The organism is Streptomyces sp. NPDC030995, from assembly GCF_055571215.1.
Genome location: NZ_JBVIFS010000010.1, coordinates 33,437 through 53,102 on the forward strand (window position 1 = coordinate 33,437; position 19,666 = coordinate 53,102).

At 74.1% G+C, this 19,666-nt stretch carries 16 protein-coding genes, 1 pseudogene and 1 riboswitch; of the genes and pseudogenes, 8 read left to right on the forward strand and 9 right to left on the reverse strand.

The features are described from left to right. Positions 1 to 17: 17 nt before the first annotated feature. Together ACZ45T_RS17335 and ACZ45T_RS17340 are read right to left on the reverse strand one after the other, a co-directional pair. Positions 18 to 194, reverse strand: a pseudogene (locus tag ACZ45T_RS17335) (transposase); the annotation flags it as partial. A gap of 113 nt (positions 195 to 307) precedes the next feature. Continuing rightward, entirely contained in the window at positions 308 to 1,774 is a 1,467-nt protein-coding gene (locus tag ACZ45T_RS17340) for an alpha/beta hydrolase family protein (protein ID WP_468442048.1), read from the reverse strand. 292 nt (positions 1,775 to 2,066) lie between these two features. Here ACZ45T_RS17340 and ACZ45T_RS17345 point away from each other — a divergent pair, with 292 nt between their 5' ends. After that, complete coding sequence (locus ACZ45T_RS17345) at positions 2,067 to 3,221, forward strand: sensor histidine kinase (protein WP_468442050.1); 1,155 nt, start codon at positions 2,067 to 2,069, stop codon at positions 3,219 to 3,221. Next, positions 3,218 to 3,880: a response regulator transcription factor gene (locus ACZ45T_RS17350; protein WP_363492653.1), complete on the forward strand. Its 663-nt coding sequence runs from the start codon at positions 3,218 to 3,220 to the stop codon at positions 3,878 to 3,880. The genes ACZ45T_RS17345 and ACZ45T_RS17350 overlap by 4 nt, the downstream gene beginning before the upstream one ends. 14 nt (positions 3,881 to 3,894) lie before the next feature. On the opposite strand, the gene ACZ45T_RS17355 is transcribed toward ACZ45T_RS17350, so the two are convergent. Then, complete coding sequence (locus ACZ45T_RS17355) at positions 3,895 to 4,041, reverse strand: S26 family signal peptidase (RefSeq protein WP_468442052.1); 147 nt, start codon at positions 4,039 to 4,041, stop codon at positions 3,895 to 3,897. Positions 4,042 to 4,638: 597 nt separating this feature from the next. Between ACZ45T_RS17355 and ACZ45T_RS17360 the strand changes: the two genes are divergently transcribed. Continuing rightward, positions 4,639 to 4,860, forward strand: coding sequence for a hypothetical protein (locus ACZ45T_RS17360; protein ID WP_468442054.1), 222 nt, complete (start codon positions 4,639 to 4,641; stop codon positions 4,858 to 4,860). Between the two features lie 124 nt (positions 4,861 to 4,984). On the opposite strand, the gene cobN is transcribed toward ACZ45T_RS17360, so the two are convergent. Continuing rightward, the gene (gene cobN / locus ACZ45T_RS17365) at positions 4,985 to 8,602 is read right to left on the reverse strand and encodes a cobaltochelatase subunit CobN (protein ID WP_468442056.1); all 3,618 of its coding nucleotides are present in this window, start codon (positions 8,600 to 8,602) and stop codon (positions 4,985 to 4,987) included. A gap of 53 nt (positions 8,603 to 8,655) precedes the next feature. Then, a riboswitch (cobalamin riboswitch) is annotated at positions 8,656 to 8,764 on the reverse strand. A 409-nt stretch (positions 8,765 to 9,173) separates the two neighbouring features. Between cobN and ACZ45T_RS17370 the strand changes: the two genes are divergently transcribed. The 3 genes from ACZ45T_RS17370 to ACZ45T_RS17380 are packed head-to-tail and all read left to right on the forward strand — an operon-like array spanning position 9,174 to position 12,650. Further along, positions 9,174 to 10,496: a cobalamin biosynthesis protein CobG gene (locus ACZ45T_RS17370; RefSeq protein ID WP_468442058.1), complete on the forward strand. Its 1,323-nt coding sequence runs from the start codon at positions 9,174 to 9,176 to the stop codon at positions 10,494 to 10,496. 4 nt (positions 10,497 to 10,500) lie between these two features. After that, positions 10,501 to 11,148: a precorrin-8X methylmutase gene (locus ACZ45T_RS17375; protein WP_468442060.1), complete on the forward strand. Its 648-nt coding sequence runs from the start codon at positions 10,501 to 10,503 to the stop codon at positions 11,146 to 11,148. Continuing rightward, positions 11,145 to 12,650 (forward strand): precorrin-2 C(20)-methyltransferase, encoded by a 1,506-nt coding sequence (locus ACZ45T_RS17380; protein ID WP_468442062.1) that lies wholly within the window; start codon positions 11,145 to 11,147, stop codon positions 12,648 to 12,650. Before ACZ45T_RS17375 ends, ACZ45T_RS17380 begins: the two co-directional genes overlap by 4 nt. 79 nt (positions 12,651 to 12,729) lie before the next feature. On the opposite strand, the gene ACZ45T_RS17385 is transcribed toward ACZ45T_RS17380, so the two are convergent. The 3 genes from ACZ45T_RS17385 to cbiE are packed head-to-tail and all read right to left on the reverse strand — an operon-like array spanning position 12,730 to position 15,491. Next, positions 12,730 to 13,497 carry a cobalt-precorrin-6A reductase gene (locus tag ACZ45T_RS17385; protein ID WP_468442064.1) on the reverse strand — a complete coding sequence of 256 codons (768 nt, stop codon included), beginning with the start codon at positions 13,495 to 13,497 and terminating at the stop codon, positions 12,730 to 12,732. Beyond that, positions 13,487 to 14,236 carry a precorrin-4 C(11)-methyltransferase gene (gene cobM / locus ACZ45T_RS17390; RefSeq protein WP_468442066.1) on the reverse strand — a complete coding sequence of 250 codons (750 nt, stop codon included), beginning with the start codon at positions 14,234 to 14,236 and terminating at the stop codon, positions 13,487 to 13,489. The genes ACZ45T_RS17385 and cobM overlap by 11 nt, the downstream gene beginning before the upstream one ends. A 1-nt stretch (position 14,237) precedes the next feature. Beyond that, on the reverse strand, positions 14,238 to 15,491 hold the full coding sequence (gene cbiE / locus ACZ45T_RS17395; protein ID WP_468442068.1) for a precorrin-6y C5,15-methyltransferase (decarboxylating) subunit CbiE: 1,254 nt from the start codon (positions 15,489 to 15,491) through the stop codon (positions 14,238 to 14,240). A 133-nt stretch (positions 15,492 to 15,624) separates the two neighbouring features. On the opposite strand from cbiE, the gene ACZ45T_RS17400 reads away from it, so the two are divergent. Beyond that, positions 15,625 to 16,584 carry an oxidoreductase gene (locus ACZ45T_RS17400; RefSeq protein ID WP_468442070.1) on the forward strand — a complete coding sequence of 320 codons (960 nt, stop codon included), beginning with the start codon at positions 15,625 to 15,627 and terminating at the stop codon, positions 16,582 to 16,584. 177 nt (positions 16,585 to 16,761) lie between these two features. Here the strand turns inward: ACZ45T_RS17400 and ACZ45T_RS17405 are convergent, their stop codons facing one another. Beyond that, the gene (locus tag ACZ45T_RS17405) at positions 16,762 to 17,718 is read right to left on the reverse strand and encodes a trypsin-like serine peptidase (RefSeq protein WP_468442072.1); all 957 of its coding nucleotides are present in this window, start codon (positions 17,716 to 17,718) and stop codon (positions 16,762 to 16,764) included. Positions 17,719 to 17,955: 237 nt separating this feature from the next. Here ACZ45T_RS17405 and ACZ45T_RS17410 point away from each other — a divergent pair, with 237 nt between their 5' ends. Next, positions 17,956 to 19,011 carry a phosphatidylinositol-specific phospholipase C domain-containing protein gene (locus ACZ45T_RS17410; RefSeq protein WP_468442364.1) on the forward strand — a complete coding sequence of 352 codons (1,056 nt, stop codon included), beginning with the start codon at positions 17,956 to 17,958 and terminating at the stop codon, positions 19,009 to 19,011. Between the two features lie 85 nt (positions 19,012 to 19,096). Here ACZ45T_RS17410 and ACZ45T_RS17415 read toward each other — a convergent pair whose 3' ends face one another. Beyond that, positions 19,097 to 19,615, reverse strand: coding sequence for a GNAT family N-acetyltransferase (locus tag ACZ45T_RS17415; protein ID WP_468442074.1), 519 nt, complete (start codon positions 19,613 to 19,615; stop codon positions 19,097 to 19,099). Between the last annotated feature and the right edge of the window lie 51 nt (positions 19,616 to 19,666).

Here is a 19,666-nt window from a genome sequence, read left to right on the forward strand (position 1 = left end):
CGAGGACGAGGGTGGGGCCCGAACCGCTCAGGCAGATCGCGCCGGTGCACCCCGGTCCGGACCCGGTGCAGAATCCCGTCGATCACCCTCCGGTGATCACGCCACCGCCCGCACCGGCCGTTACTCACCGGCACTAACGGCCGCAACCGTTCCCACTCCGCGTCCGACAGATCACCGCGTTCTCCCCGCCCCATACCGGGAAGAACGAGCAGATCAAACGACGGTTACATGATCGGCCCGACAGCTCCGGGGCTCGGGGAACTGCGAGGCCAACCCCGTGGATGGCCGAACACGCGCGTAAGGCCGATCACGGGGTTGGCGTCGCAGTTCCCCGAGCCCCTGATGATGAGACCGTGCCGTAGGCCCGGAGGGTGTCGGCCGGGTCGCCGGGGCGGCCTCGCAGAGTGGCGTCCAGAAAGGCGAGGGTGGCCGCGGCGACGACGCGCGGGCTCTCGGTGCGGCCCAGGGTGCCGACGATCGAGGGCACCGGCGGCAGGTAGAGCGGGCCGTCCATGAAGGTGAGGTGCCCGGCGCCGGGGACGGTGAGCCGGTAGCTCGTCGCGGTGCTGTGCTCGAGGGCCTCGGTGAGCCGGGGCAGGTAGCGCGGGTCGGTGCCGGCGGTGATCTCCTGGGTGAGCGCGAGCGCCGGCTGCTCGAGGGCGGGTGCGGTGGGGCCGTGGGGGTAGCCGTCCAGGTCGACGACGGCGTCGAACCGGCGGTCCTGCCGGGCCGCCTGCAGGGCGGCGGCTCCGCCCAGGGAGTGGCCGGCCACCGCGGCGCGGCCGGTGTCCAGGCGTCCGGTCAGCGGGTCGGCGGTCTCACCGCGGTCCAGTCGCTCCAGCTGGGTGAGGACGAAGCCGAGGTCGGCGGCCCGGACGGCGGTCCAGCCGGCGGCCAGCTCCTCGTCTCTGTCGCGGTCCCCGGAGGAGGCGGTGGTGGCGCGGATCGTGCGGCCGTCGGCGAGGACGACGACGGTGGAGTCGTACGGGTGGTCGAGGGCGGCGACCAGGTAGCCGTGGCTGGCCAGCTCCTCCGCCCAGGCGGTGTTCTGGGTCCGCACCCCGCCCGACCCCGGGGAGAAGAGGACGACCGGGAACCGCTCTCCCCCGCCGGCCACCGGGGCGTCGACGACCGCGCGGCTGCGGGCCCTCGGGACGCCGTCGACCAGGAAACCGGGCAGGCCGACCCCGCTGGCGAGGGCCTCGGAGACGGTCCGCGCCTCGTCCTCCGTGCGTCCCAGGTACTGGGCCCGAGGGACGCCCGCGGGGCTCTTCTGCGCCGGGTACCAGAGCTGGACCACGACCGTGCGCCGGTCGTCCGGATCGGCGGTGAAGCTCTCGGGGCGGAGCGGGTCGGTCCACTGCACCACCCGGGTGCCGACCGCGAAGGCGCCCGTCGGCTCGGGGAAGACGGGCACGGGGAAGGCCCAGGCGGCCACCGGGCCGGTGGCGATCAGGCCGGCGCAGGCCAGCGATCCCGGCAGGGCCAGCCACCAGCGGGCCCGCCACGCCGGTCGGCCGGCACCGCGCCGCAGCAGGGGCGGGAGGGCGAACGCCGAGGCGACGGCGGCGCCGGCCAGGACCGGCAGCATCTGCCAGCGGATCCCCACGATGCCCAGCACGATCGCCGACGGTACGAGGACCGCCCCCGCCCCGACGGTGACGGGCCGGCGGGCAGCCGGGGGGAGCCAGCGCGCCACCAGCAGCACGACGGCGCCCAGCAGGACGAGGACTTCCGGAAGGGACAGGAACAGCCCCGGGATGGTTTCGGTCACCCGGCCATGCTCGGTGCCGGGCCCGCGCCGCCGCATCGGCCCCGGGTCGCCGCCGACTGCGACCGGGGTGGCAACCGGGGCGGGCCGCGGTGCGGCCGGAGTGGCAACCGGGCACCCCGGACCGGCGGCCGGCCTACGACCGCGGGAGGTGGCGGGTCTCCTCCTGTGGTCGTACCCCGGCCCATTGCGCTCCGACGCCGGGCTCATGTGCGGCGCGGACCCGCGGCCTAGGCTGCGGCTGTACGCGGTGGCGGCCCCGGCCGGCCGCGACGACCGATCGGTGGAGAGAGGTGTGACGGTGCGCCACCGGGACCGGGTACCGCCCCTGGTGTGGGACTCGGTACTGCCGGCGCTGCTCCTGCTCAACGTCGTGACCACGTACCCGGCTCGGGAGCTGCCGGTGGCGGCGGCGCTCACCGCAGCCCTGGCGCTGCCCCTGGTGTGGCGGCGCCGGGCCCCGCTCGCGGTGTTCGCCGCCGTGGTGGCCGCGGCCTTCGTCCAGTGGCTGGCGGACGTCCAACTGCCCGCGGACATCGCCCTGCTGGTGGCCCTGTACACGGCGGCCGCGCACACGGGCCGGCGCGGCACGCTGCTCGCCGCCGCCGTCGTGGAGGGCGGGGCCGTGCTGGCCTGCCTGCGCTGGGCGACGAACGGCGCGTTCCTGACCCCGTTCGTCGCGCTCTCCGCGACGGTGGTCGCCGCCGCCGTCCTCGGGGTGAACGTGCGGACCGGCCGGGCCTACCTCGCCGCCGTGCAGGAGCGGGCCGAACGGCTGGCGCTGCACCAGGAGCAGCAGGCGCTGCTGGCCGTCGCCGAGGAGCGGGCCCGGATCACCCGCGAGATGCACGACATCGTCACCCACAACCTGTCCGTCATGGTCGCGCTCACCGACGCCGCCGTCTACGCGCAGCACAGGTCCCCGGACCGGGCCACCGCCGCGATGCTGCAGATCTCCGAGACGGGCCGGCAGGCCCTCACCGACATGCGGCGCTCGTTGGGCGTCCTGCGGGCCGACGAGCCGGACGCCGAGCGCCACCCGCTGCCCGGCATTGCCCAGCTGGAGGCGCTCGCCGACCAGATGGCCGCCGCCGGGCTGCCGACCGGCCTGGAGGTCCGCGGCGGCCACGCCCATGTGCCGGCCACCGCACAACTCACCGTCTACCGCCTGGTGCAGGAAGCGTTGACCAACACCCTCAAGCACACCCCCGCCGGCACCCGCGCGACGGTCCTGGTCGAGTGCTCGGCCGGGAGCGTCGGCGTGGAGGTCACCGACAGCGGCCCCCGGCCGGCGCTTCCCGCCGCCGCACCGTCCGGCCACGGCATCCCCGGCATGCGCGAGCGCGCGGCCGCCTACGGGGGGACGCTGCGGGCCGGACCGCTTCCGAGCGGCGGCTGGGGTGTGCGGACCCGGCTCCTGCTCAACAGCAGCGGGACGGGCGCCGTATGACGATCCGCATCGTGATCGCCGACGACGAGGCGCTGCTCCGGATGGCCTTCGGCACGGTCCTGGAGGCCCAGCCCGACATGGCGCCGGTCGGCGAGGCCGCGGACGGCGCCCAGGCCGTCCGCCTCGCCCGGGAGCTGCGGCCCGACGTCGTCCTGATGGACGTCCGGATGCCCGGGACGGACGGGATCGAGGCGACCCGGCAGGTCGTCGAGGTCTCCCCGGGGAGCAGGGTGCTGATCCTGACCACCTTCGACCTGGACGCGTACGCCTTCGCCGCGCTCGGCGCCGGGGCCTCGGGCTTCCTGCTGAAGAACACCCGGCCCGAGGAGCTGCTCACCGCGATCCGCAACGTCGCGGCGGGCGACGCGGTGCTCTCCCCACGGATCACCCGGCGCCTGCTGGAGGACTTCCGTCCGCACCTGGCCGACGGGGGCACCGCCGTCCGCGACGAGCGGCTGGACCGGCTCAGCGCCCGGGAGCGCGAGGTGCTCGTCGAGGTCGGTCGCGGCCTGTCCAACGCCGAGATCGCGGCCGCCCTGTACCTCGCGGAGGCGACCGTGAAGTCGCATCTGGGGCGGATCCTGCTCAAGCTGGAACTCCGCGACCGGATCCAGGCCGTGGTCTTCGCCCACGAGAACCGCCTGGTCCCCCCGGCCTGACGCCGACCGAGGGCTCAGAACAGCGGCCAGACCACGGCCCGGACCGGGCCGACCACGTCGCCGACGGGGACGGCGCCGCCGGTCGGGCTGTTGCGGTGGTAGCGGGAGTCCGCGGAGTCGCTGCGGTGGTCGCCCTCGACCGGGAAGAACAAGCAGATCAAACGACGGTTACATGATCGGCCGGACAGCTCCTAGTGCGGATGCTCGCCTTCCGCAATCTGGGTCGGCGCGGTAGGGCGTGGTGTCAGGGAGCTTGATGCTGAGCTTCTCAATGGCTTCGCGGCGGTGCTCGGCGTTCCGGTCGCTGTCCTGGCAGCCCTGACCGGCGTGCGAGAAGCAGCGGCGGGGCGCAGGCATTCGGCGGAGATCGCCGACACCGCCGCGCTGCTCTGGGATGTGCGACATCTGGCTGTTGGGCAGGTGCGGCAGGTGTCCCAGTTGGCCGATGTGTTGGGTCGAGAGTGACGTGAAGCGGTGCGGTCGCTCACCCGGCCTGCTGACCCCAGGAATGCAGCCCAGCTCTGCCCTTCAGCTCTGCCCGGGGGGCGGCCAGGCCACGGTTGGTGGGGGCGTGGCGCTTCGTCGTCACGGTGAGCTTGGTCCCGAGGCAGAGGCGCTCCGGCGTTACCCCGGCATGGCGTCTCGGTGCGACGGGCGCTGGTGGAGTGGTCGGTTCGGGGTGTCGGAGGGTGGGGTGATTGTCGGATTCGGTTAGGTTTGTCTCGATATTCGATTCCGGGGTTCCGGGAGGGACACTCATGGCCATTGATCTGGACAAGGTGCTCGACAAGGCGTGGGCCGATAAGCCGCTCGCCGAGGTGCTCGCGGCTCCCGTGGCCGCGCTCAAGGGGGTCACCGACAAGGACGGCGAGCTGTTGCGGGAGGCGTTCGGGGTCAAGACCGTCGCCGACTTCGGGCAGCTGAAGTACGTGCGGTGGGCGCAGGCGCTCGTCGCGCTGCACCAGACCGTCAAGGTGTAGGGGCGTAGAGGTGTAGAGGCGTAGCAGGTCGTCCGCGTACTCGGGGTTCGCGGAGCGAACGAGCGAACGCGAAAGGCCGTCCCCTCGCCCCTTGGATCGGGTGAGGGGACGGCCTTGTGTCCGTCTAGTCGGACTCGCCTTCGAGGTTGCCCTCCGTGTCCAGGTAGACCTGGCGGAGGGATTCGAGGATCTGCGGGTCCGGCTTCTCCCACATGCCGCGGGACTCGGCCTCCAGGAGGCGTTCCGCGATGCCGTGCAGGGCCCAGGGGTTGGCCTCCTCCAGGAAGGCGCGGTTCTCCGGGTCCAGGACGTAGGTTTCCGTGAGCTTGTCGTACATCCAGTCCGCCACCACGCCCGTCGTGGCGTCGTAGCCGAAGAGGTAGTCGACGGTGGCCGCGAGTTCGAAGGCGCCCTTGTAGCCGTGGCGGCGCATCGCCTCGATCCACTTGGGGTTGACCACGCGGGCGCGGAAGACGCGCGACGTCTCCTCGACCAGGGTGCGGGTCTTGACCGTCTCCGGGCGGGTGGAGTCGCCGATGTACGCCTCGGGAGCCGTGCCGCGCAGGGCGCGGACCGTGGCCACCATGCCGCCGTGGTACTGGAAGTAGTCGTCCGAGTCCGCGATGTCGTGCTCGCGGGTGTCCGTGTTCTTTGCGGCCACGGTGATGCGCTTGTAGGCCGTTTCCATTTCGTCGCGGGCCGGGCGGCCCTCCAGGCCGCGGCCGTAGGCGTAGCCGCCCCAGACCGTGTAGACCTCGGCCAGGTCCGCGTCCGTACGCCAGTCGCGGCTGTCGATCAGCTGGAGGATGCCGGCGCCGTACGTGCCCGGGCGCGAGCCGAAGATACGGGTCGTCGCGCGGCGTTCGTCGCCGTGGACGGACAGGTCCGCCTGGGCGTGGGCTCGGATGAAGTTCTCGGACGCCGGCTCGTCGAGAGAGGCCGCGAGCCGGACCGCGTCGTCCAGGAGGCCGATGACGTGCGGGAACGCGTCGCGGAAGAAGCCCGAGATGCGCAGGGTCACGTCGATGCGGGGGCGGCCCAGCTCGGCCAGGGGGATCGGTTCGAGGCCGGTCACGCGGCGCGAGGCCTCGTCCCAGACCGGGCGGATGCCGAGCAGGGACATGGCTTCGGCCACGTCGTCGCCCGACGTGCGCATCGCGCTCGTGCCCCACAGGGACAGGCCGACCGAGGCCGGCCACTCGCCGTTGTCCGTGCGGTAGCGGGTGAGGAGGGACTCGGCGAGGGCCTGGCCCGTTTCCCACGCCAGGCGGGAGGGGACGGCCTTCGGGTCCACCGAGTAGAAGTTGCGGCCCGTCGGCAGGACGTTGACCAGGCCCCGGAGCGGGGAGCCGGAGGGGCCGGCGGGGACGAAGCGGCCGTCCAGGGCCGAGACCACGTGGGCGATCTCGTCCGTCGTGCCGGCCAGGCGGGGGACCACTTCCCGAGCGGCGAAGTCCATGACCGCGGTGACGTCCGCGGAATGCGCGGACGTGACCGAGGGGACGGCGGACGGGTCCCAGTTCGCGTCCTCCATCGCCTGGACCAGGGCGCGGGCCTGCTCCTCCACGGCGTCCGCCGAGGTACGGGTGGCCGCGGACTCGTCGAGGCCCAGCGCCTCGCGCAGGCCCGGAAGGGCCGTCGTACCGCCCCAGATCTGGCGGGCGCGCAGGATGGCGAGGACCAGATTGACGCGGGCCTCACCCGTCGGGGCGCCGCCGAGGACGTGCAGGCCGTCGCGGATCTGGGCGTCCTTGACCTCGCACAGCCAGCCGTCGACGTGCAGCAGGAAGTCGTCGAAGCCGTCGTCGTCCGGGCGTTCGGCCAGACCCAGGTCGTGGTCGAGCTTCGCGGCCTGGATCAGGGTCCAGATCTGGGCGCGGATGGCAGGGAGTTTGGCCGGGTCCATCGCGGAGATCTGGGCGTACTCGTCCAGGTGCTGCTCCAGGCGGGCGATGTCGCCGTACGACTCCGCGCGCGCCATGGGCGGTACGAGGTGGTCGACCAGGGTGGCGTGCACGCGGCGCTTGGCCTGGGTGCCCTCGCCCGGGTCGTTGACCAGGAAGGGGTAGATGAGCGGGAGGTCGCCGAGCGCGGCGTCGGGCGCGCAGGACGCCGAGAGGCCGGCGTTCTTGCCCGGGAGCCATTCGAGGTTGCCGTGCTTGCCCAGGTGGATCATCGCGTCGGCGCCGAAGCCGCCGTCCTCGGCGCGGGCCTGGATCCAGCGGTACGCGGCCAGGTAGTGGTGCGAGGGCGGCAGGTCCGGGTCGTGGTAGATCGCGATCGGGTTCTCGCCGAAGCCGCGCGGCGGCTGGATCAGGATGAGGAGGTTCCCGCGGCGCAGGGCGGCCAGGACGATGTCGCCCTCGGGGTTGGAGGACCGGTCGACGAACATGTTGCCCGGGGCCTCGCCCCAGTGCTCCTCGACGCTCGCGCGCAGGTCGGCGGGGAGCTCGGCGAACCAGCGCTTGTAGTCGGCCGCCGGGATCCGGACCGGGTTGCGGGCCAGCTGCTCCTCGGTCAGCCAGTCCTGGTCGTGGCCGCCGGCCTCGATCAGGGCGCGGATCAGCTCGTCACCGTCGCCGGAGACCAGGCCGGGGATCTCGGGGACGGGGCCGAAGTCGTAGCCCTCGGCGATGAGCGTGCGCAGCAGTTCGACGGCGCTGGCCGGGGTGTCCAGGCCCACCGCGTTGCCGATGCGGGAGTGCTTGGTGGGGTACGCGGAGAGGACCAGGGCGATCTTCTTGTCGCGGCGGTCGATGTGGCGCAGGCGGGCGTGGCGTACGGCGATGCCGGCGACGCGGGAGGCGCGCTCGGGGTCGGCCACGTAGGCGGGGAGGCCGTCCTCGTCGATCTCCTTGAAGGAGAACGGGACGGTGATCAGGCGGCCGTCGAACTCGGGCACGGCGACCTGGGTGGCGGCGTCGAGGGGGGAGAGGCCCTCGTCGTTCTCCTCCCAGTTGCTGCGGGAGCCGGTCAGGCACAGGGCCTGGAGGATCGGCACGCCGAGCGCGGCGAGCGCGCCCGCGTCCCAGGACTCGTCGTCACCGCCGGCGGAGGCGGTCGCGGGGCGGGTGCCGCCGGCCGCGAGGACGGTGGTGACGATCGCGTCCGCGGACTCCAGGGCCTGGATGAGCTCCGGCTCCGGGGTGCGGAGGGAGGAGACGTAGAGGGGGAGCGGCTCGGCGCCGTGGGCCTCGACGGCCTCGCACAGGGCGCGGACGAAGGCGGTGTTGCCGCTCATCTGGTGGGCGCGGTAGTAGAGCACGGCGACCTTGGGGCCCGTGGTCTGCCGCGCGGTGCGCTCCAGGGGGCCCCAGGTGGGGGAGGCGGCGGGCGGCTCGAAGCCGTGGCCGGTGAGCAGCACGGTGTCCGAGAGGAACCGGGCCAGCTGGTCGAGGTTGGCCGGGCCGCCGTGCGCGAGGTAGCCGTGGGCCTCGGCCGCGATGCCGATCGGGACGGTGGAGGCCTCCATCAGCTGGGCGTCCGGGGCCTGTTCTCCCGTGAGGACCACGACCGGGCGGCTCTGGCCGGGGGCGAGGAGGACGTCGAGGCCCTCCTGCCAGGCGCGGAGGCCGCCGAGGAGGCGTACGACGACCAGGTCGACCCCGTCGAGCAGGCCGGGGAGGTCGTCGAGAGGGAGGCGGGAGGGGTTCGCGAACCGGTACGGGACGGGGCCGTCAGCCGTGTTCGCGGCGCGAGCGCTGAGCAGATCGGTGTCGGACGTCGACAGCAGCAGGATCATGCGGCGGCAGGCCTTCCTCGGGGTTTCCGCGCCCCGGGCAGTGAGGACAGCGGGAGTTCCTGACTTGCCCGGCGGTGTGGCGGTGTGGCTCTGCCGGGTTCACAGTGGCGGGACCGCGCCGGAATCTCACCGGGCTTCCTCCCATGTCGCCGTCCTCGGCGACGGCGGGCCGTGTGGTCCGCCGGAAGGTCATCTTAGGGCGTGACTTTGTGCAGGCCGGGGCGGGGTGCCGGGTGCGGTGCCGTTGGTCGGGTGCGGTGCCGTTGCCGGGGCTCTGCCCCGGACCCCGCGCCTCAAACGCCGGCGGGGCTGGATGGGAGGCGGGGCTGAGGTGGGAGGCGGGGCTGAGGTGGGGCTCCGCCCCCGGGCCCCCGCGCCTCAAACGCCGGCGGGGCTGGATGGGGCGGCGGGGCCGGATTGCGCGGCTGGGCTGGATTGGGGGTGGGGGTGGTTGCGTGGTGGGGCTGGAGATGGAGATGCGGTTTGGCCTCCGGGCCGCCGCGCCGCGAGCCGCGGCAGGGTGGCGACGGACACAGGTCGGGGGAGGGGAATCGTGGGTATGCTCGCCGCCATGCCCCAGCCCCCCTCCGCCGTATCGCGGGACGAACCCGTCATACGGGACCGCGGTGACGCATGCCCCGGTGCGCTGCGGCTCCACGCGGCGGACGACGGGTACCTCGCGCGCGTCCGGATTCCCGGCGGGGCGCTGACCGCGCACCAGGGCTCCCTCCTCGCGCTGGCCGCCGACCGGTTCGGCGACGGGCACCTGGAGCTCACCTCCCGGGGCAACGTCCAGTTGCGCGGCCTCGACGAGGGCTGCGGCGCCGGGCTCGCGCGGCTGCTGGACGCCGCCGGGCTGCTGCCCGCGCCCAGCCATGAGCGGGTACGCAACATCGTGGCCACGCCGACCTCGCAGGACGTGCTGCCCTGGGTCCGTGAACTGGACCGGCTGCTGTGCGCGAACGCGCGGGTCACCGCCCTGTCCGGGCGTTTCCTGTTCGCCTTCGACGACGGGCGCGGGGACGTGGCCGCCCTGGAACCGGACATCACCGTGCTCGGCTCGCCGGCGGCGGGACAGGGAGCGGGACCGGCGGCGGGAGCGGGAGAAGGGGTGCTGGTGCGCCTCGGACCGGCCGCCGCCGGCGCCGTGGCCGTCTCCGCGCAGGACGCCCCGCGCGCAGCGCTGCTCGCCGCCGAATACTTCCTCGACGCCGTGGACGCGGCCGGTACCCGGGCCTGGCGGGTGAGCGAGCTGCCCGCCGAACACGCCCTGGACGACGAGGTGTTCGGGGACCGGCTGGCCGCCGCCGGCATCGACGCGACGCGCGTGGCCGAGGTGGACTGGCCGTTCTGCGCACCGCCCCGGCCGTGGGGCTGGGGACCCAGCCTGCGCGGCCCCCTGTGCGTCCTGCCCCCGCTGGGCCGGCTGACCACCGACCAGTGGCGGGTCCTGGTGCGGGTCGCCGACCGCGGCGACGGGCTGCGGATCACCCCGTGGCGCACCGTCGTCCTGCCCGACGCCCCGCTCCGGCGGCCGGTCAACGGCCCGGCCCGACTGGAGGCCGCCGGGCTGGTCGTGTCCCCCGAGAGCCCCTGGCAGTCCGTCACCGCCTGTACGGGGCGCCCGGGTTGCGCGAAATCCCTCGCGGACGTACGCGCCGACGCGCGAGCCCTCGTGGAACGGGCCCGGGGTCCGCTGCCCGTGCACTGGTCCGGATGCGAGCGCCGGTGCGGGCACCCGCGGGGGACGGAGTGGGTGGACGTGGTCGCCACGGAGGACGGGTACCGGCTCTCCGTGGACGGGCAGGCCCTGCCGCACGGGCCAGACTTGGCGGCCGCCCTCACGGCCGCACGCGAGATCCCCTCATCACCTCAGAGTCCGAAGACGCAGTGAAGAAATGAGCGAGTACACCGTGTTTGAGTACGAGAAGGACGGCGCCGCGATCTACCGCCAGTCCTTTGCCACGATCCGCGCCGAGGCGGACCTCTCCGGGCTGCCCGCCTCGGTCGCCCAGGTCGCGGTGCGCATGATTCACGCCTGCGGGATGACCGACCTCCCGCAGGACCTGGGGTACACCCCCGAGGTGGTGCTGCGCGCCCGCGCCGCGCTCGAAGCGGGCGCGTCGATCCTGTGCGACGTCCAGATGGTCGCCAGCGGGGTCACCCGCAAGCGGCTGCCCGCCGACAACGACGTGATCTGCACCCTCTCCGACCCGGCGGTGCCGGAGCTCGCCGCGAAGATGGGCACCACGCGCAGCGCCGCCGCGCTCGAAGTCTGGCGCGACCGGGGCCTGTTGGAGGGTTCGGTGATCGCCGTCGGCAACGCGCCGACCGCACTGTTCCGGCTGCTGGAGATGATCGAGGAGGGTGCCCCGCGCCCGGCCGCCGTCATCGGAGTGCCCGTCGGCTTCATCGGCGCCGCCGAGTCCAAGGACGCCCTCGCCGCCCACCCCTCCGGGCTCGACCACCTGATCGTGCGCGGCCGCCGGGGCGGCAGCGCCATCGCCGCCGCCGCCGTCAACGCCATTGCGAGCGTGGCCGAATGAGCGACAAGGCCAGCGACGGCAAGGGACGTCTCTACGGGGTCGGGCTCGGGCCCGGCGATCCGAACCTGATGACCCTGCGCGCCGTCGAGGTGATCGGCGAGGCCGACGTCGTCGCCTATCACAGCGCCCGGCACGGGCGTTCCATCGCCCGCTCCATCGCCGCGAAGCACCTGCGCCAGACGCACATCGAGGAGCCGCTGGTCTACCCGGTCACCACCGAGACCACCGACCACCCCGGGGGCTACCAGGGCGCGATGGAGGAGTTCTACGAGTCCGCCGCCGCCCGCCTGGCCGTCCACCTGGACGCCGGCCGGACCGTCGCCGTGCTCGCGGAGGGCGACCCGCTCTTCTACAGCTCGTACATGCACATGCACAAGCGGCTCGCGGACCGGTACGAGACCGAGGTCATCCCCGGTGTCACCTCGGTCAGCGCCGCCGCCGCCCGGCTCGGCACCCCGCTCGTGGAGGGTGAGGAGGTCCTGACCATCCTCCCCGGCACCCTGCCCGAGGAGGAGCTCACCGCCCGTCTCGCCGCCACCGACTCGGCGGTCGTGATGAAGCTCGGCCGGACCTTCCCCGCCGTGCGCGCGGCCATGGAGAACAGCGGCCGGCTCGCCGAAGCCCGCTACGTCGAGCGCGCCACCATGCCCGGCGAGCGCACCGGCGTCCTCGCCGACACCGACCCCGACAGCGTGCCGTACTTCGCCGTCGCCGTGGTCCCCAGCCGCATCGGCAACCCGGGCAGCGTGCCGTCCGGTCCCGGCGAGGTCGTGGTCGTCGGCACCGGCCCGGCGGGCCCGCTGTGGCTCACCCCGCAGACCCGGCGGGCGCTGGCCGACGCCGAGGTGCTGGTCGGCTACACCACCTACCTGGACCGGGTCCCGGTGAAGCCGGGCCAGATCCGGCACGGATCCGACAACAAGGTGGAGTCGGAGCGCGCCGAGTTCGCCCTCGACCTCGCCCGGCGCGGACAGCGGGTGGCCGTGGTCTCCGGCGGCGACCCCGGGGTCTTCGCCATGGCCACCGCCGTCCTGGAGGGGGCCGGGCAGGCCGAGTACAAGGACGTGCCCGTACGGGTCCTGCCCGGCGTGACGGCGGCCAACGCGGCGGCCGCCGCGGCCGGCGCCCCGCTGGGCCACGACTACGCCACCATCTCCCTCTCCGACCGCCTCAAGCCGTGGGAGGTCATCGCGGAGCGGCTGCGCGCGGCCGCCTCGGCCGACCTGGTGCTCGCGCTCTACAACCCCGGTTCGCGCAGCCGGACCTGGCAGGTCGCCCAGGCCCGGGAGCTGCTGCTGGAGCTGCGCTCGCCCGAGACCCCGGTGGTCCTCGCGCGCGACGTGGGCGGCCCGGCGCAGTCGGTACGGATCGTCACGCTCGCCGGACTGGAGCCGTCCGAGGTGGACATGCGCACGATCCTGCTGATCGGTTCCTCGCAGACCCAGGTCACCGAGCGGGCCGACGGTTCGAGGATCACGTGGACGCCGCGCCGCTACCCGTGACGGGTTGAGCGTGCCCGCCCGGGGCGGCAAGACACCCCTCTAGGCCCGGGGTGGCAAGCCGCCCCGGGCCCGGGCCGTTTCACGCCTCCGAACCGATCCACCGCAGGGCCGCGGCCACCGAATCCGCCTCCGCCACGCCCTGCGGCACCGCGGGGCGGCGTACGACGAGGACCGGGATGCCCGCCTCGCGGGCGGCGGCCAGCTTCGGGGCGGTGGCGGAGCCGCCGCTGTCCTTCGTCACCAGGACGTCGATCCGGTGCCGGGTCAGCAGCTCCCGCTCGTCATCGAGGGTGAACGGGCCCCGGGCGAGCAGGACTTCGAGCTGCGGCGGCACCGGCGCGGCCGGCGGATCCACCGAACGCACCAGGAACCAGGTGTCGGTGAGGTGCGCGAAGGTGTGAAGGCCCATCCGGCCGGTGGTCAGGAACGCGCGGGAGCCGGAGCCGGGCAGCAGGGCCGCCGCCTCGGCGAGGGAGTCCACGAAGGTCCAGTCGTCGCCCGGCTGCGGCGTCCAGCCGGGGCGCCGCAGCGCCAGCAGCGGGACACCCGTGAGGGCCTGGGCCTCGGACGCGTGGAAGCTCATCTGCTCCGCGAAGGGGTGGGTGGCGTCGACGACGCGCGTGACGTCGTTGACGATGATCCAGGTCGCGAGGCCCGCGATGCCGCCGAAGCCGCCGATCCGGGTCTCGCCCGGCGGGAGCACCGGCGAGGTGACCCGGCCCGCGAGCGAGGTGGTCACGTGGACCGCGGGGTCGGATGCCAGCGCCTCCGCGAGCTGCCTGGCTTCCGTCGTGCCGCCGAGGATCAGCACGTGGTGGGGCGGCAGGGGGTGCGGTTCAGCAGACATGCCGGTCGCGCTCGGGCGAGTAGAGGTGGCTGTCGCGGAACTGCTCCGCCCCCAGCGTGCGGCCCACCAGGATGACCGCGGTGCGGACAAGGCCCGCCTCCTTCACTTGAGCCGCGATGTCGGCCAGGGTGCCGCGCAGGATCAGCTCGTCGGGACGGCTGGCCATCGCCACCACCGCCACCGGGCACTCGGCACCGTAGTGCGGCAGCAGTTCGTCGACGACCCGGTCCACGTAGCGGGTGGCCAGGTGCAGGACCAGCAGGGCGCCGCTGCGGCCCAGGGTGGCCAGGTCCTCGCCGGGCGGCATGGGGGTGGCCTGCTGGGCGATCCGGGTCAGGATCACCGTCTGGCCGACGGTGGGGACGGTCAGCTCCCGCTTGAGCGCGGCGGCCGCCGCGGCGAACGCCGGTACGCCCGGGACGACCTCGTAGGGGATGCCGGCCGCGTTGAGCCGCCGCATCTGCTCCGCCACCGCGCTGAAGATCGACGGGTCGCCGGAGTGCAGCCGCGCCACGTCCTGGCCCGCCGCGTGGGCCCGTACGCACTCGGCGACGATCTCGTCCAGGTTCAGCTGCGAGGTGTCGACCAGCCGGGCGTCCGCCGGGCACTCGGCCAGCAGCTCGCGCGGGACGAGGCTGCCCGCGTACAGGCAGACCGGGGCGGCGGCCAGGGTCCGGGCACCGCGCACCGTGATCAGGTCGGCGGCGCCGGGGCCGGCACCGATGAAGTACACGGTCATGTCAGAGATCCTTCTCGCTCGTCGACTTCGTCACTGACCACTGGGTGACGGGCATCGCCTGCCGCCAGCCCGTGAAACCGCCGACCGGCACGGCGTGCGCGACCGCGAGTTTCACCAGTTCGCCGCCGTGGCGCCGGTAGCGGTCGGTGAGGACCGCCTCCGACTCCAGGGTGACCGTGTTCACCACCAGCCGGCCGCCGGGGACCAGCGCCGCCCAGGCCGCGTCCAGCAGGCCCGGCGCGGTCAGTCCGCCGCCGATGAACACCGCGTCGGGGGCCGGGAGTCCGGCCAGCGCCTCCGGTGCGGCGCCGATCACCACGCGCAGACCGGGTACGCCGAGGGCCGCCGCGTTACGGGTGATCCGCGCGGCCCGCTCCGGGACGCGCTCGACCGCCACCGCCCGGCACGAGGGGTGCGTACGCATCCACTCGATGCCGATGGAGCCGGAGCCGCCGCCGATGTCCCACAGCAGCTCGCCGGGGGCCGGGGCCAGCGCGCACAGGGTGGCGGCGCGGACGTGGCGCTTGGTGAGCTGGCCGTCGTGTTCGTACGCGGCGTCCGGCAGGCCGGGGGTCGCGCCGAGGCGCGGTGCGTCGTGGGCCGGGTCGCGGCTGCAGTCGAGGGCCACCACGTTCAGGGGGTCGCCGGGCGCGTGGTCCCAGCTCTCCGCGCGGCCCTCGTACGCGTCCTCGCGCTCGGACCCGAGCTGTTCCAGCACCCGCATCCGGCTCGGGCCGAAGCCACGCTCTCGAAGCAGAGCAGCGATCTCGTTCGGGGACGCCGCTCCGGCGCTGAGCACCAGCACCCGGCGTCCTTCGTGGAGCACGGCCGCGAGCCGGGCCACCGGGCGGCCGACCACCGTGATCACCTCGGTGTCCTCCACCGGCCAGCCCAGGCGGGCGCAGGCGTAGGAGACGGAAGAGGGGTGCGGGTGGACCAGCAGGGCCTGTGGCCCGAGCTCCTCGGCGAGGGCGCGGCCGATCCCGTAGAACATGGGGTCGCCGCTGGCCAGCACCGCGATCCGGCGGCCGGCGTGCTCGGCCATCAGCTTGGGCACCGCGGGGCGCAGCGGGCTCGGCCAGGAGACCCGCAGGCCCGGGCACTCACCGGCGGGCAGCAGGTCCAGCTGGCGCGGCCCGCCGATCAGCACCTCGGCCGAGGACAGTGCGGACCGCGCGGTGGCGGTGAGCCCGGCCCAGCCGTCGGCGCCGAGGCCGACGACCGTCACTGGTATGGGGGGCGGTGCGGAGCTCACTGCGCGATACCTCGGGGGCGGGAAGGGACAAGGGGTGGACCGCAGCCTACTGGCCTGCACGGACGACCCCTGCTGCCGCCCCTCGCCGAGCCCCGTCTACTGTCGGTAACCCACCGATCGCGAGGGAGTCGCCATGCCCGGTTGGAACGCCACGAACATCCCCGACCAGAGCGGCCGGACCGCGGTCGTGACGGGGGCCAACAGCGGGATCGGCTACATCGCCGCCCGGGAGCTCGCGCGGCGCGGCGCCCGCATCGTGCTGGCCTGCCGCAGCGCGGCGCGCGGGAAGGCCGCCGAGGTGAGGCTGCGCGCGGAGGTGCCGGGAGCCGAGGTGGAGTTCATACCGCTGGACCTCGCCGACCTGGCCTCCGTACGGGAGTTCGCCGCGGCCTACGCGAAGCGCTTCGCGTCCCTGGACCTGCTGGTCAACAACGCGGGCGTGATGGCCCTGCCCTACGGGCGCACCGCCGACGGGTTCGAGGCGCAGTTCGGGGTCAACCACCTCGGCCACTTCGCCCTGACCGGGCTGCTGCTGCCGAGGCTGCGGGCCGCCGCCCCGGGGGCCCGGATCGTGAACGTCTCCAGCGGCTTCCACGTCCTGGGAAGCCTCCGCGCCCCCGACCTCGTCGACCCCGAGGCCCTGGGCGGTGGCGGCGGCGCGCACGGCTACCGGCGCTGGAAGGCCTACGGCCGCTCCAAGACCGCCAACCTCCTCTTCACGCACGAGCTGTCCCGGCGCTTCGCCGCCGCCGGCTCCACGATCACCGCCGCCACCGCCCACCCCGGCTACGCCTCCAGCAACCTCCACGCCGGAGCGGCGAAGCTGGAGGGCCCCAGCCTCAACTCGCGCGTCGCGGCGTTCGGCAACGCGTTCGTCGCCCAGCCCGCGTCCGCGGGCGCGCTGCCCACCCTCTACGCGGCCACCGCGCCCGGGGTCCGGCCGGACGCGTTCATCGGCCCGCGGTTCGGGTGGCGGGGCGTGCCGGTGCGGTCCTGGAGGGCGAAGTGGACCCTCGACGACAGGTCCGGCGAACTGCTCTGGGCCGCCTCCGAGAAGCTCACGGGCGTCTCGTACGCCTCCCTGCCGCGCTGAGCCACGGCCGCGAGGCCGCCCGCAGGCGCCCCGATGTGAGTCCGTCCGCCCCCGGGACGCCTCCGTCCGCCCCGGCCTGTGCCTGACCCGGACGCTTCCTGCGCCGGAGACTCGGCAGCATGAGCGACGACGATACGGACAACCACCCAGCACGGGCGGAGACGGGCACTGCACGACTCACTTGGTGGCGCGCTCGTACAGGGCCCGGGCGCCGTCGCCGAAGTAACTGCTGTACGAGGTCTGGTCGTCGCCGCCGCCGTCGCGGCCGCCGATCACCCCGATCAGGGTGCGGCGGTCGGTCAGCACCGGGCCGCCGCTGGTGCCGTTGGGGACGTCCGCGCAGTCCAGCCGCAACTGCGTCGGCCCGGCCGCGCGGGCGGTGTTGCGGCATTCCAGCGGCTGTTCGGAGTCATTCGGGTAGCCCACGAGCCGTGCGGGCGCGGGTAGTTGGGGCCGGAAGGCGATGGTCTCTGCCCCGGTGACGTCCTCCAGGCGCTGGCCGGGGTATCCGGGCCGGCGCAGCCGGACGAAGGCGACGTCGTGGTCGGGGTCCTGGTCCTCGGTCCAGCGCGGGTCCACGTCGATCCGGGTGGGCACCCAGATGCCGTACGGCGCCACGCCGTCCCGGTAGCCCGGGGCGAAGGCGAGGTTGGTGCGGAAGCCGCGGCCGTACACGCAGTGGGCCGCGGTGGCGATGAGGTCGCCGCCGGGGGAGTGGACCACGACGCCCGAGCAGTGGTGGTCGGGGTCGCCGTCGGTGCCGGGGGAGAACAGCGCGCCGATCGCGGGCTCGGCGGGGGCGGGCCGGGCCTCCAGTGGGTCGGAAGGCTGCCATCCGGCGGACCGCCAGTCCACCGGGGTGCTCCCGTCGGCGAAGGCCTTGCCGTCCGTCGGAGGCTCCGGGTCCTCGCGGACGATCCCGTCCAGCACGGCGGCCGCCGTCTTGTCCGCGCGCTCGGGGTCCTGCTGGTAGGTGCCCTGCGAGGGATCCCCGTCCGCGCGGTTGGCGGCGATGCCGCGCAGCTCCCAGGCGACGTACCCGGTGCCCGCGAGCACCACGGTGCAGAGGAGGCCGACCACGACGGAGCCGCGCGCGGCCCGGCCCCGCTCCCGCCCGTGAACCTTGCTGACCATCTGGCACTCCCACCCCGCAGACATGATCCGACTCTTCGTTCGATGGGGGCACGGCGCCCCGGGTTCCGGCGACGGGACGTGTCCGTTCTCACAACCGGCCCCGCCGCCCCGTGTGCGTCACCCCCCGGCCTTCCGCTCGTCATCCAACTGGCCTACGCTCCACGCGATTTGACGTGCGCATGATCGACGGTTCATATGGTCGACGACCACATGACTGACGGGAGTCGGATGATGAGAATGCGGAACCGGATGGCGGGCGCGGTGACCGCCGGGCTGGTGGCCGTGGCCCTCGCACTGGGCACGGCGCCGGCCGGCGCCTCGGCGGCCGCGCCGGCGCGGGCCTCCGACGGTCTCCCGTACGCGGGATCGACCGGTGTCGGGGTGCACAACGCCTACGAGAAGGCCAAGTACCCCTACTTCGCGGACGCGCTGGACTCCGGCGCGGCCATGCTCGAACTCGACGTGTGGACCAACTTCTTCGGCAGCTCGTGGCGGGTCTCCCACAACAACCCCTTCGGCAACGACAGCAACTGCGAGAACGCCACCACCCCGGCCCAGCTCCGCACCAAGTCCCGCAACCAGAACCTCGCGGGCTGCCTCGCCGACATCCGCAGCTGGCACGACGCCCACCCCGGCCACCGGCCGATCGTCCTCAAACTGGAGCTCAAGGACGGCTTCGCCGCGAACCTCGGCCGCGGCCCGGCCGACCTCGACGCGCTGGTGACCGGCAAGCTCGGCGACGCCCTCTACCGCCCCGGCCAGCTCGCGGCCGGACACCCCGACCTCGACACGGCCGCCCGCGCCGGGGCCTGGCCCAGCCGCGCCGCGCTGGCCGGGAAGTTCATCGTGGAGCTGATCCCCGGCACCGTGGAGGAGGGCAACAGCTCCGACACCCTGTGGACCGACCGCGAGTACGCCACCCACCTGCGCTCCCTCGCCGCCCAGGGCCGGCTCGGGCAGGCCGCCGCCTTCCCCGCCGTGCACCGGGCCGAGGCGGGCGACCCGCGCGCCCGCTACGCCGACGCCGGACTGCGCCCCTGGTTCGTGGTCTTCGACGGGGACGCGAGCGCGTACGCCGGGGGCGCCATCGACACGGGCTGGTACGACCGCAACCACTACCTGCTGATCGCCACCGACGCCCACAACGTCGCCCCCGCGATCGACGGCACCCGCCCGACCGAGGCCCAGGCCCGCGATCGCCTCGCGTTCCTGGCCGGGCACCACGCCTCCGTGATCTCCGCCGACTGGTACCCGCTGCCCCAGGTGCTGGCGACGGTCGTACCACGCGGCTGACCAACCGGCCTGAGCAACCGGCCTGACTGCGCGGCCTAACCGAGCGCCCGACTGCCCGGCCTAACCGAGCGCCTGACCGCCCGGCCTAACCGCGCGGCCGGGCCGTGCGTCGCCGGGTCAGGACGCGGGTGGTGCTGCCGTCCTCCTCCCGGACGTCCCGGACGTGCGTGAAGCCGATGCGTTCCAGCAGGGCCAGCGAGGCCGTGTTGGACGCGGCCGCGGTGGCGTGCACCTCGGTCAGGCCGAGGGTGGCGAAGCCGTACGCGACGATCGCCTCCGCGATCTCGGTCCCGAGGCCCGATCCCCAGGCCTCGGGGGCCAGCGCGTAGATGATCTCGTGGCCGTCGGCCTCGTCGGTCCGCTTGATCTCGGCGTGCCCGATCAGGCGGCCGTCCCGGCGCACGGCCCAGACGTCGAAGAGGTCCTGGGCGTAGACCTTCGTGAAGACCCGCCCGAACAGGGCGCGGTCCTCGGCCTCAGTGGTGGGGCCGTCCCCCATCCACCGGGACACGCGGGTGTCCTGGAAGAGGGCGACGAAGGCCTCCTCGTCCTCGGGGGTGTACGGGTCGAGGAGCAGGCGATCGGTGCGCAGTACAGGGGTCACGAGCGGTGACGTTACCCGCTCCGGCCGGGCGGGCACCGCACGGCCCCGAGC

Bases quoted from the DNA above. Each gene is read 5' to 3' on its own strand.
- ACZ45T_RS17350 (WP_363492653.1), top strand. From the start codon at position 3,218: ATGACGATCCGCATCGTGATCGCCGACGACGAGGCGCTGCTCCGGATG.
- ACZ45T_RS17360 (WP_468442054.1), top strand. From the start codon at position 4,639: ATGGCCATTGATCTGGACAAGGTGCTCGACAAGGCGTGGGCCGATAAG.
- cobN (WP_468442056.1), bottom strand. From the start codon at position 8,602: ATGATCCTGCTGCTGTCGACGTCCGACACCGATCTGCTCAGCGCTCGC.
- ACZ45T_RS17370 (WP_468442058.1), top strand. From the start codon at position 9,174: ATGCCCCAGCCCCCCTCCGCCGTATCGCGGGACGAACCCGTCATACGG.
- ACZ45T_RS17375 (WP_468442060.1), top strand. From the start codon at position 10,501: ATGAGCGAGTACACCGTGTTTGAGTACGAGAAGGACGGCGCCGCGATC.
- ACZ45T_RS17380 (WP_468442062.1), top strand. From the start codon at position 11,145: ATGAGCGACAAGGCCAGCGACGGCAAGGGACGTCTCTACGGGGTCGGG.
- ACZ45T_RS17385 (WP_468442064.1), bottom strand. From the start codon at position 13,497: ATGTCTGCTGAACCGCACCCCCTGCCGCCCCACCACGTGCTGATCCTC.
- cobM (WP_468442066.1), bottom strand. From the start codon at position 14,236: ATGACCGTGTACTTCATCGGTGCCGGCCCCGGCGCCGCCGACCTGATC.
- ACZ45T_RS17400 (WP_468442070.1), top strand. From the start codon at position 15,625: ATGCCCGGTTGGAACGCCACGAACATCCCCGACCAGAGCGGCCGGACC.
- ACZ45T_RS17405 (WP_468442072.1), bottom strand. From the start codon at position 17,718: ATGGTCAGCAAGGTTCACGGGCGGGAGCGGGGCCGGGCCGCGCGCGGC.
- ACZ45T_RS17410 (WP_468442364.1), top strand. From the start codon at position 17,956: ATGCGGAACCGGATGGCGGGCGCGGTGACCGCCGGGCTGGTGGCCGTG.